The following is an 11,313-nucleotide window of genomic DNA, read 5'->3' as shown; positions in this document are numbered from 1 at the left end:
TATATAAATATTCATATTAGAATACAATCGAACCCAAATTACTTTCTATTTTTTAAAGAACGCTACCAGCAAACTTGATTTTTGATTTAATCTAGAACCTGACTCCATGTTTAATTGGTGGAGGTGAACGGGATCGAACCGATGACCCCCTGCTTGCAAAGCAGGTGCTCTCCCAGCTGAGCTACACCCCCTATGGTGGGTCTGGGTGGACTTGAACCACCGACCCCACGCTTATCAAGCGTGTGCTCTAACCAACTGAGCTACAGACCCGTCAGGGCCGCGTTGATTACCACATAAACCAATAACTTGTTTGCTAGTTTTAATAACCAATAAGTGTGAACGCTTAACGATACTAATATGAAAGGAGGTGATCCAGCCGCAGGTTCCCCTACGGCTACCTTGTTACGACTTCACCCCAGTCATGACCCTCACCGTGGCAGGCGCCCTCCTTTCGGTTAAGCTACCTGATTCTGGTGAAAACCACTCCCATGGTGTGACGGGCGGTGTGTACAAGACCCGGGAACGTATTCACCGCGACATGCTGATCCGCGATTACTAGCGATTCCGACTTCACGGAGTCGAGTTGCAGACTCCGATCCGGACTACGACGTGCTTTATGAGATTGGCTCCCCCTCGCGGGTTGGCTACCCTCTGTACACGCCATTGTATTACGTGTGAAGCCCTACCCATAAGGGCCATGAGGACTTGACGTCATCCCCACCTTCCTCCGGTTTGTCACCGGCAGTCTCATTAAAGTGCTCAAATTAATGATAGCAATTAATGACAAGGGTTGCGCTCGTTGCGGGACTTAACCCAACATCTCACGACACGAGCTGACGACAGCCATGCAGCACCTGTGTCTTGGTTCCCTTTCGGGCACTCCTATATCTCTACAGGATCCCAAGCATGTCAAGGGTAGGTAAGGTTTTTCGCGTTGCATCGAATTAATCCACATAATCCACCGCTTGTGCGGGTCCCCGTCAATTCCTTTGAGTTTTAATCTTGCGATCGTACTCCCCAGGCGGTCAACTTCACGCGTTAGCTACGTTACCAAACCCTTAATTAGATCCGACAACTAGTTGACATCGTTTAGGGCGTGGACTACCAGGGTATCTAATCCTGTTTGCTCCCCACGCTTTCGTGCATGAGCGTCAGTGTTAACCCAGGGAGCTGCCTTCGCCATTGGTGTTCCTCCGCATATCTACGCATTTCACTGCTACACGCGAAATTCCACTCCCCTCTGCCACACTCTAGTCTTGCAGTTTCAAACGCCATTCCCAGGTTAAGCCCGGGGATTTCACATCTGACTTACAAAACCGCCTGCGCACCCTTTACGCCCAGTAATTCCGATTAACGCTCGCACCCTACGTATTACCGCGGCTGCTGGCACGTAGTTAGCCGGTGCTTCTTCTGTCGGTACCGTCATTAATTACAATTATTAGTTGCAATCGTTTCTTTCCGACTGAAAGAGCTTTACAACCCGAAGGCCTTCTTCACTCACGCGGCATGGCTGGATCAGGCTTTCGCCCATTGTCCAAAATTCCCCACTGCTGCCTCCCGTAGGAGTCTGGGCCGTGTCTCAGTCCCAGTGTGGTTGGTCGTCCTCTCAGACCAACTACTGATCGTCGCCTTGGTAGGCCTTTACCCCACCAACTAGCTAATCAGACATCGGCCGCTCCTCAAGCGCAAGGTCTTTCGATCCCCTGCTTTACTTGTAAAAGACTATGCGGTATTAGCACATCTTTCGATGCGTTATTCCCCACTTAAGGATACGTTCCGATGTATTACTCACCCGTTCGCCACTCGCCGGCAGGTGCAAGCACCCCCGCTGCCGTTCGACTTGCATGTGTAAAGCATGCCGCCAGCGTTCAATCTGAGCCAGGATCAAACTCTTCAGTTTAATCTTGCTTATCTTCGCAAGAAGATTTATCTTCTAAATTGACTTGCGTTGACACTTATCTCTACATTTTTTTTGCATTACTGCAAACTTTTTTGTATCGCTAAGCGCCCACAATTATTGGTTATTTTTTTAAAGAACATCGCTTTGAAGTGTTTGCCTCGCTGCGTTAGAGATGCGAATTATACAGAGTAATTACTGCACGTCAACGAATATTGGCAATGATTTGCCATATTTATCAAAAAAACTTTTAACTCATTAATTTTAATAAATAATATTTTGAAAGTATTTGCCATCATTTGATGATGACCTCTATCATCAGGTTAAAACTACCGGCTTTAGCTGCGAGAATATGCCACGCAAGAGGTGTCGCATAGATTGCAGATACAGAAATCAAACGATTTACCAGATTAGGGACCAGCCCGTATAAGTAACGAAGTATCTATACGAAATTCCGAAGGGAGAGGTGGCGAAACGTGTTCGAGAGTTGGCTCGTCAGACATGCGAAGCGTTTGAGATCAAGACTGCACAAGACATAGTGCGCAAAGATCATGCGCATATACTGATGAGTTTTTCGCCAGAAATCACTCTGAGCGAGATCATGAAACGGATAAAAGGAAAAACATCGAGCTACCTGTTTGAAGAACTTGCCCATCTCAAGTAGAAGTACCGGGGAAGATATTTTTGGGTACGATGGTATTTCTACACGACAGCAGGCCAGATGGCAGAAGAGATGAGCAAGCAATGCCCGGAGAATTGCTAACAATACGTATCATTCAGTCAACGCATATCCAGACTTCAGCCCGTAACTCTAAACTACTGGCTTTAGCCCGCAGTTTATAACTTTCTAGCCTGGCATATGATCTTCGGATCTTCGGATCTTCGGTCTTGCTTCACCAAACCCACGTTCTGATAGAACAAGCCAGGCGGATCCAGAAATCAGCCTCAACAGCTATTGTTTGACAGCGATCTTAAGCGCTGGTTATTAAATTTCACCCCATGTAATTGGCAGCGCAGTGTTTATTGAGCGCCAGCAAGTTCCGTACGGGTTTGCCAGGGCCGATCCATGAGATGCCGCTTGAGTCCCGATATTATGGCATCGGTCAGTTGATGCTGATATTGCTCACTACCCAGCTTTTTCTCTTCGGCTTTATTACTAATAAAAGCAGTTTCAATAAGAATAGAGGGAATATCGGGTGATTTCAGGACGGCAAAGCCTGCCTGCTCGACTTGTTTTTTGTGCAGATGATTTACTGTGCCGATTTCGGACAACACGTTAGTGGCCAGACGGATGCTTTCATCAATCGTGGCTTTCATCGAAAGATCCAGCAAAGTCTGCTTTAAATAAAGATTTCGGTTATCCAACGTAATCCCTCCCATCAGGTCGGCATCATTTTCTTTTTTTGCCAGCCAGCTGGCAGTTGTCGAAGTAGCACTGCTCTCAGATAGCGCATAAACAGAAGAACCATGCGCCTGTTTGCGTGGTGCAGCATCGGCATGAATGGAGACAAACAGATCGGCATTCGCCCTCCTTGCCTTGGCACGACGATCCGCCAGAGACAAAAATTCATCGCCATCACGAATCAGGACGGCACGCAGGTTAGGCTCTTTATCCAGTTTGGCTTTGAGTTTTCTGGCGATAGCTAGAGTGATGTGTTTTTCCTGAGTACCATGATCACCTATCGCACCCGGATCCTTGCCGCCATGCCCGGCATCGATGGCAATAATGAATGGCCGTCTTTTATCAGGCTTACGATTGATTGCTGCAGTCAGCATGGGAGTAGCGACAGACTTCCTTGCAGAGAAAGCACCTGGCTTTTTTTCTCGCAGCAAGGCCAGAATAGGGTCGTCCACAGTATTTTTATTTTCTGCGGCCAGATCGGGAGGAAACAGATCCAGCACCAACCTATGTACAAATTGATCCGCTGGTTCAAGAGTGAAGGTTCTGGGAACCACGCTTACTTTTAATGTAATTTTCAGCCGGGTTATGGCTTGGCTGACGCGCTCAATATGCAAAGATTTGACCAGACGGTCACGCACATGAACTTTTGAACGTAATGCCTCCAGTGAAGAATACAAACCGACATTTTCCAGATCAAGAATAATGGCCTGGGGAGAGTCCTGCAAATTGATCGAGAAGCTGATAGGCTGAACAGACTCCAGCGTAATGCGTGTGTGTTCTGGACCGGCATAATACCGTGCAGCTTTGATTATATTATTGGCTGCGACCTCTCTGGCGAATAAAGCAAACAGTACTGCAATCAGACAAAAAAATAGCAATCCGTTGCCAATCTGTACATGATGACCGACTCTGCTCAGGAAACTCCCAGGTTTTGCCATTGTTGCATGCATTGTATCCCCACCTCCGTATTTGCCCTGATTGTCACCATTCTTCCGTGGCTGGCGTAATCGAGTGTAATGTCAAGATCAGGCGTATACAGAAGTCCAACAGCCTTCTCAGGCCATTCAATCAAACAAATCGAATCCGGATTGAAATATTCCCGCAAGCCTGCATCTTCCCACTCACCAGGGTCATTGAATCTATAGAAATCAAAATGATACAAGTATAACCTAGAAATTTTATAGATTTCAACCAAATTGTACGTGGGACTTTTGACTTTTCCTGGGTAACCCAGCCCCCTCAGCATGCCGCGCACCAGTGTGGTTTTGCCGGCACCCAACTCGCCATGCAGAAACACAGTCAGCCCACCCCGCAGAAAAGGAGCCAGTTGCGCACCAAGCAACAGGGTCGCATCATTGTCTGCCAGCGTGACGTAGCTTGGTGAGACAGGGCTGGTTTCGGTATGATGCTCGTTATGCAAAAATCGACTCCGGATAAACATACACAGCAAACACAGGACTGGCACCAGCTTGCGAGCCAGATCAAGGATTGGGCGCGCACGCTGGGTTTTCAGGATCTACATATCAGCGATGCCTGCACCGATACGACCGCCAGCGAGAGCGGACTGAATGCATGGCTCGAAGCTGACTACCATGGCGAGATGGATTATATGGCAAAACACGGCATCAAGCGTACTCGCCCTGCCGAGTTGGTGCCCGGTACGCTACGTGTGATTTCGGTACGCATGAACAACAAGCCCGTCGAAATGGAAAATAGCTGGCATGCGATCAGGAACGGGCAAAGGGCGTTCATTTCCCGCTACGCACTAGGCCGTGATTATCACAAGGTTGTGCGTGCCCGATTACAGAAGCTGGCAGATCGCATTCATGCACAGGTGGGAGAATTCGGCTACCGCGTCTTCAGCGACAGCGCTCCGGTAATGGAGGTCGAGTGGGCCAGTCGTAGTGGCCTGGGTTGGCGGGGTAAGCATACATTGCTCTTGACGCGTGAGGCAGGTTCCTTCTTCTTTCTCGGTGAGATTTATACCGATCTGCCCTTGCCGGTGGATCAGCCAATGCCGAATTATTGTGGCAGCTGTACGCGTTGCATCGACATCTGCCCAACACAAGCGATTATCGCACCATATCATCTGGACGCCAGACGTTGCATTTCTTACCTGACTATCGAGCTGAAAGGCAGCATTCCAGAGGACATGCGTCCCTTGATCGGCAATCGCGTCTATGGGTGCGATGATTGCCAGCTGATTTGTCCCTGGAATAAATTTTCCAGATTAACCGAAGAGGAGGATTTTACAGTGCGTCATGGCCTGGACGACATCACACTGATCGATTTGTTCGCCTGGTCACAATCCGAATTTGAAGACAAGCTTGCTGGCAGCCCCATACGACGTATCGGCCATGAGCGATGGCTGCGTAATCTGGCTGTTGGATTGGGAAATGCACCCACCTCGCCAGAAATAATCACAGCACTGAAAACCCGTAGCAATGACACTTCACCGCTGGTACGCGAGCACGTGCAATGGGCGCTTGCAAGACACGGCAGCACAGAATAAAGCTCGTGTCTTTTTACCAGGGGATTAATTGCCCATCATAGGCAAAAAATTTACCAGAATCGCCAGGTGTTATCCGATTTAACACCGCTCGCATGCCAGCCACGCTCTGTTGTGTAGAGATGAGGGCACCGGGACCACCCATGCGCGTTTGCACCCAGCCAGGATGCAACAGAATAGTCGTAATATACTGCCGGGCAAGATCAATTGCCAGGCTTTTGGCAACCATATTTACCGCAGCCTTGCTGGTACGATAGGGATAACTGCCGCCTCGTCCGTTATCGGCAATACTGCCCATTTTGCTGGTAATAATTGCAAATGTCTTCAGCCTGCTCCGTTCCAGCTGCGTCACAAACGACTCCGCCATTTTTAATGGTGCCAGTGTGTTGATACGCAAGGTCTCCAGCCAGGCATCATAATTGATGTGACCAAACTCACCTTGTTGTGCGGGAGGATATACTCCGGCATTATTGATGATCAGATCGATGGTTTCCCCGCGAAGAGTGTCAGCCAACCGATCAATTGCCATAAAATCAGACAAATCGAGTTCGTGAACGAGTAACCGATCTCCATGAATATTCTTGAGTGTTCGGAGTGATTCTGCATGATCGGGTTGCCGGCAGCATGCAATAATGCGCCAGTTATCTGCTGCATATTGTGTGACAAATTCCAGTCCAATGCCGCGATTGGCGCCAGTAATCAGGAGAGTGGATATAGTGTTATTCATCGCGCACCTTTTTTTCAAAAAACTGTCTGTTGATTAACCGTTGCATTGCTACTGATACCAAGCTGTGGCAATATCAAACCGGTTTCGTGATGGCATCGCTGCCTATTTTATTATTATGTACTGCTTATTTTGCTATTTAGCAGAAAGGATGGGGAATTTTGGATAATTTTTTTGACCAGGTATGGCTTTATTTAGAGGTAGTCCCTTTTTGGCCATTTGTGCTGCTGGGTTTTGTTGTAATGATCGGACTGATTGTCGATTACGTCAATCGCCGTCGCCGGGTAGACGCCGTGGAATATTTCGACTCCGCCTTTCGGGAAGAACTGGCAGGACTTTATCCGACTGCGTCACGCTGGCCGAATGAACTTTCTACTTTCATGCAGCCACGTTTGCCCATGTTATTGGATGCTTTTACTACACTACGTAATTTCATTCCGCAAGATCAATTACGTGAATACAATATGGCCTGGAATAACTTCAACGATTTTTCCCGCACGACCTCTGCTGGCGCCGAATCAAATTCAGAAACCTCACCGGAATTGGTTAGAGAACAACAGCTTTTGCAGCAACAACAATTCCAAGAGATGGTAGCCACATTGTTGAGTTATTCCGAACAATTCAAATAACAAAATTGCCTTCTGGAAAGTTTATCGAGATCCGCCCGCTAGCCTCGTATCGCGACATGGGAACCTTTATCGAGGTTCCGTGGCGGGTATACGAGCATGACCCCATGTGGGTGCCACCATTACGACTGGAGCGACGACTGCATTTCTCCCGCCTGAATCCTTATTTCAGGCATGCCCACTGGCAAGGCTGGGTGGCCTGGCAGAATGCCCAACCGGTTGGCAGGATCAGCGCGCAGATCGACACCCTGCACCAGCAGCGTTATGGCAAGGACAGTGGGCACTTTGGCCTGCTGGAGTGCATCGATGATCCTGCCGTGTGCAAGGCGCTGATGCAGACTGCCGAGAACTGGTTATCTGTTCGCGGTGTACAACGTATCAGCGGTCCCTTCAGTTTTTCAATCAATCAGGAGTGCGGTATCCTGGTGGAGGGTTTTGACACGCCACCCACCGTCATGATGCCACACTCCCCTCGCTGGTATGAGCGCCTGCTGGAGCAAGCCGGTTACCAGCCCTGCAAGGATTTACTGGCTTACTGGATTCATACCGACTTTGAAGCACCGGCTGTTATGCAGGTGATGGCGCGCAAGTATCGCACCCGGATTCATGTCAGACCGCTGCAACGTCAAAATTTCAATACGGAAATTGAGCTTCTGCGAGATATCTTCAACGACGCCTGGTCAGAAAACTGGGGGTTTGTACCATTCACGGAAGCAGAATTTGCCGAGCTGGGAAGCGTCATGAAATGGCTCATTCCAGATGATTTTGTGCAGATCGCAGAAGTGGATGGCGTACCTGCAGCCTTTATGGTGGCGCTACCCAATCTCAACGAGATTCTGCGCCAGCTGAACGGCAAACTGTGGCCATTGGGCTGGCTGCAGCTCATCAGGCAAGTCAAGGCTTGCGCCATGACCACTGCTCGGGTGCCACTGATGGGCGTGCGCAAACAGTTCCACAATACCTCCCTCGGGATGACGCTGGCTTTCAGCATCATCGATGCGCCACGCAAGCAAGGGCTGGCAAGAGGAATTCAAGCCATCGAACTGTCATGGATACTGGAAAATAATCTTCCCATGCGCGCCATACTCGATAGAATTGGCGGCAAAATATACAAACGCTATCGAATTTATGAAAAAACCTTGTCTAGCCAGACGGCGGCATGCTGAGTCTGCGTGAATAAGAACAGCTATACCGCCCTGGTATTGGCGGCAGACCGCGCTGGAGGCGACCAGGTTGCACGTACAGCGGGTACAGCCTGCAAGGCGTTTGCTCCTGTTGGCGGGCGGCCCATGGTGCTGCGCGTGCTGGACGCACTGGCCAATTGTCAGGAGGTGCCATCAATACTGCTATGCGGTCCGCCCCAGGCACTGCTTACGCAATGTCCTGAGCTCAAACAACGGATCGAACTAGGGCAAGTCGGCTGGATAGAAAACCAAAAGTCACCCAGTCAAAGCGCAGCAGCCGGCATGGCACAGGTAGCGGAAGACCAGCGCATCCTCCTGACGACTGCGGATCATGCGCTGCTCTCGACTGAGATTGTGACGTATTTTCTGCAAAAATCCAGGGAGCTCGATTGTGATGCCACGGTGGGAATGGTCGAGCACAAAACAATTCAGCGTCAGTTTCCACAAAACAAACGAACTGTCATTCGACTCAAAGATGCGAATCTATGCGGATGTAACCTGTTTACATTCAACCCTCGCGGGCGCCATCTGGTCACATTCTGGCAGCAGGCGGAAGCGCTGCGTAAACGACCATGGCGTCTGGTCAGTCAGGTATTGGGCTGGCGAGCGGTATGGGCTTATCTGCTGGGGAATCTGTCACTTGATCAGGCGATGCACACTATTTCGCAAAAATCTGGTGTCAGGGTAGCACCCGTCATGTTACCTTTCGCGGAAGCGGGAATAGACGTTGACAAGCGAACGGATTTGCAGCTGGTAGAATCCATTCTGGCCGCTCGCTCACCGTTATCTTCATAATCAAGCACAGTTAATTCTCATGAGAATTATCGAGAAGTATATTGCGCGCGAGCTGTTACTTCCTTTCCTGGTCGTCACCCTCATCCTGATTGGACTTTTTACCAGTTTCAACGTGGCACGTTTCCTCACCAGCGCGGTTTCTGAAACCCTGGGCGCCGGGGCAATGTTCAAACTGGTCGGATTGAAAACAATCATCGCAGCTGAAGTGCTGATTCCCATCGCTTTCTATGTAGCAGTAATTTACGGCCTGAGCCGGCTGAATCGCGACCAGGAGCTGAACGTATTGCGCTCGGTTGGTTATAGCGATAGCCGCATTACTTTCACTGTTTTTTGGGTAGCCTTGCCCGTGGCGATACTCAGTGGCTTGCTGTCTGTTTATGCGCGCCCCTGGGCTTATGCCGAAAGCTATATCATGGATGCTCAGGCACAAGCGGAATTAAATGCGGACCGGTTCCAGCCCGGTCGATTTTATGGCAGCGAAAAAAGTGGCCGGGTCATTTTTGTTCGTAACAAGGACGATAACGAAAAACGTCTTGAAGGCATATTCCATTATGTTAGAACTATCGGAAAAAGTGAAATTATCACGGCAACCGAAGGTTACCAGCGGGAGATCACCCTGGAACAACCGGCCCGTATCGAACTTGTCGATGGTCAGGTGTATCGGCTGACTCAGCCCGCCGTCAAAGATACGATGATCCACTTTGAGAAACTGACCTATTTCAATGAGGATCCACAGGCCATGGATTCACGACGCAAAGCGGCGTCGACTCGCGCATTATGGAGTAGCGAGCAGCCACGTGAAATCGCTGAGCTGCAATGGCGGCTTTCACGTCCGGTGGCTACCGTCCTGCTTGCGCTGATGGCCATCTCATTTACCAGGGCAGCGCCCCGCAAGGGAAAAAATGATAAAACCTTCATCGCTGCAGCATTGGTGTTTGCCCTCTATTACAACCTAAGCGGATTGGCAAAAACCTGGGTAGAACAGGGTGTCGTTGCCGCCATACCCGGCATCTGGTGGTTGTATGGCGTTTTCTTCCTGGTAGTGATGCTGCGTTTGTGGGATATCAGGGCAATACGAGCTGTGAGGCAAAATTGAAGATCATTGCACGTTACATTGCCTGGGAAGTCTTCATTGGCATGATCATTGCTGCAGTTATTCTGTTACCGCTATTCAGTTTTTTTGATCTGATTGATCAGCTTGATGATGTTGGCAAAGGAACATACGGTATCAAGGATGCCTTTTTATATATGCTGATGCTGGTGCCGCGTCGATTTATCCAATTAGCGCCATTCATCGCCCTGTTAGGCACAGTGGGGGCACTGGGGGTACTGGCGGTTAATCTGGAGCTGGTGGCGTTACGGGTAGCCGGGCTGTCTCCCCTGGTAATCAGCTTGCCAGCGGTGGGGGTGGGATTACTGCTAACCAGTTTAATTGTCGGACTCGAATACCTGGTTGCCCCCCAGCTACAGCAAAAAGCCATCATGCTGCGCGCAGTTGCGCTGGAACAGAGTGTGGAGCTGGGTCGCGATCTTGGCATCTGGACACGTGATGCACAAAATATTCTGCGTATCGGAGAAATGCTGAACCAGCATTTTGGTCAGGATATCGAGATTATCCACTTCAACCAGCAAGGCAAAATAACCGCTCATGTACAGGCACAACATGCTGATATCACTGATGATGGCATGTGGAAATTACACGAAGTGACCGTGCGCACCTTTACGCCGGAAAAAATAGCGATAACCCATGCAAACGCCATCAGCTGGCACTCATTTCTGGGGCCGGAAGATATCGCAACCTTAACAAAACCCCCTGAGAGCCTCACCCCGCTTGAATTGATGCGACATACCGAATTCCTGCAGACTACCGGACAACAAGCCGACGCCTATCTACTGGCTCTGTGGCGAAAAGCGGGGGCAGTCGTCATGACCACTGCAATGGTGCTGATCGCAATTCCTTTTGTATTTGGCTCGGTACGGGAAGGGTTAAGCGGAAAGCTGGTGCTTGCTTCGCTCGTGGGAATTGGTGTTTACCTGCTCGACCAGATCATCGCCAATATCGGATTGATGCTACAACTTAATCCGATAATCACTTCGTTATCTCCAGGATTGTTGCTGATTGCCACGGCAGGGTACTGGCTACTGCGGCGTGTTGTCTGATGGCAAATCTATTTCT

Annotated in this window: 9 protein-coding genes, 2 tRNA genes, 1 rRNA gene and 1 pseudogene; 7 read left to right on the top strand and 6 right to left on the bottom strand. The window is 49.6% G+C overall.

The genetic code is table 11. The features are described 5' to 3' along the window. Positions 1 to 115 precede the first annotated feature (115 nt). The 3 genes from IPG31_12515 to IPG31_12505 form a co-directional block, all read right to left on the bottom strand. Positions 116 to 191 (bottom strand) — tRNA-Ala (locus tag IPG31_12515). Positions 192 to 193: 2 nt separating this feature from the next. Next, positions 194 to 270: transfer RNA gene (locus IPG31_12510), tRNA-Ile, on the bottom strand. 90 nt (positions 271 to 360) lie between these two features. Further along, a 16S ribosomal RNA gene (locus IPG31_12505) occupies positions 361 to 1,900 on the bottom strand. Between the two features lie 370 nt (positions 1,901 to 2,270). Between IPG31_12505 and tnpA the strand changes: the two are divergent. Further along, positions 2,271 to 2,660: pseudogene (gene tnpA, locus IPG31_12500) on the top strand (IS200/IS605 family transposase). Positions 2,661 to 2,917: 257 nt separating this feature from the next. Here the strand turns inward: tnpA and IPG31_12495 are convergent. Then, the gene (locus IPG31_12495; GenBank protein MBK6619128.1) at positions 2,918 to 4,237 is read right to left on the bottom strand and encodes an N-acetylmuramoyl-L-alanine amidase; all 1,320 of its coding nucleotides are present in this window, start codon (positions 4,235 to 4,237) and stop codon (positions 2,918 to 2,920) included. Beyond that, entirely contained in the window at positions 4,213 to 4,740 is a 528-nt protein-coding gene (gene tsaE / locus IPG31_12490; GenBank protein MBK6619127.1) for a tRNA (adenosine(37)-N6)-threonylcarbamoyltransferase complex ATPase subunit type 1 TsaE, read from the bottom strand. Before tsaE ends, IPG31_12495 begins: the two co-directional genes overlap by 25 nt. Here tsaE and queG point away from each other — a divergent pair. Further along, entirely contained in the window at positions 4,714 to 5,811 is a 1,098-nt protein-coding gene (gene queG, locus IPG31_12485) for a tRNA epoxyqueuosine(34) reductase QueG (protein ID MBK6619126.1), read from the top strand. The genes tsaE and queG overlap by 27 nt on opposite strands. Positions 5,812 to 5,824: 13 nt before the next feature. Here queG and IPG31_12480 read toward each other — a convergent pair whose 3' ends face one another. Next, entirely contained in the window at positions 5,825 to 6,523 is a 699-nt protein-coding gene (locus tag IPG31_12480; protein ID MBK6619125.1) for an SDR family oxidoreductase, read from the bottom strand. Positions 6,524 to 6,693: 170 nt separating this feature from the next. Here IPG31_12480 and IPG31_12475 point away from each other — a divergent pair, with 170 nt between their 5' ends. The 5 genes from IPG31_12475 to lptG are packed head-to-tail and all read left to right on the top strand — an operon-like array spanning position 6,694 to position 11,297. After that, positions 6,694 to 7,161: a hypothetical protein gene (locus IPG31_12475; GenBank protein ID MBK6619124.1), complete on the top strand. Its 468-nt coding sequence runs from the start codon at positions 6,694 to 6,696 to the stop codon at positions 7,159 to 7,161. Then, positions 7,152 to 8,324 carry an N-acetyltransferase gene (locus IPG31_12470; GenBank protein ID MBK6619123.1) on the top strand — a complete coding sequence of 391 codons (1,173 nt, stop codon included), beginning with the start codon at positions 7,152 to 7,154 and terminating at the stop codon, positions 8,322 to 8,324. Before IPG31_12475 ends, IPG31_12470 begins: the two co-directional genes overlap by 10 nt. Positions 8,325 to 8,330: 6 nt before the next feature. Next, the gene (locus tag IPG31_12465) at positions 8,331 to 9,137 is read left to right on the top strand and encodes a nucleotidyltransferase family protein (protein MBK6619122.1); all 807 of its coding nucleotides are present in this window, start codon (positions 8,331 to 8,333) and stop codon (positions 9,135 to 9,137) included. A 19-nt stretch (positions 9,138 to 9,156) separates the two neighbouring features. Continuing rightward, complete coding sequence (lptF, locus tag IPG31_12460; GenBank protein ID MBK6619121.1) at positions 9,157 to 10,233, top strand: LPS export ABC transporter permease LptF; 1,077 nt, start codon at positions 9,157 to 9,159, stop codon at positions 10,231 to 10,233. Continuing rightward, on the top strand, positions 10,230 to 11,297 hold the full coding sequence (gene lptG / locus IPG31_12455; GenBank protein MBK6619120.1) for an LPS export ABC transporter permease LptG: 1,068 nt from the start codon (positions 10,230 to 10,232) through the stop codon (positions 11,295 to 11,297). Before lptF ends, lptG begins: the two co-directional genes overlap by 4 nt. The last annotated feature ends 16 nt before the right edge of the window (positions 11,298 to 11,313 follow it).

The sequence above is a fragment of the Nitrosomonas sp. genome (assembly GCA_016703745.1).
In the GTDB taxonomy this organism is placed as follows: domain Bacteria; phylum Pseudomonadota; class Gammaproteobacteria; order Burkholderiales; family Nitrosomonadaceae; genus Nitrosomonas.
The sequence above is the reverse complement of the archived record's forward strand: the minus strand, read 5'-3'. Positions and strand labels throughout refer to the sequence as shown.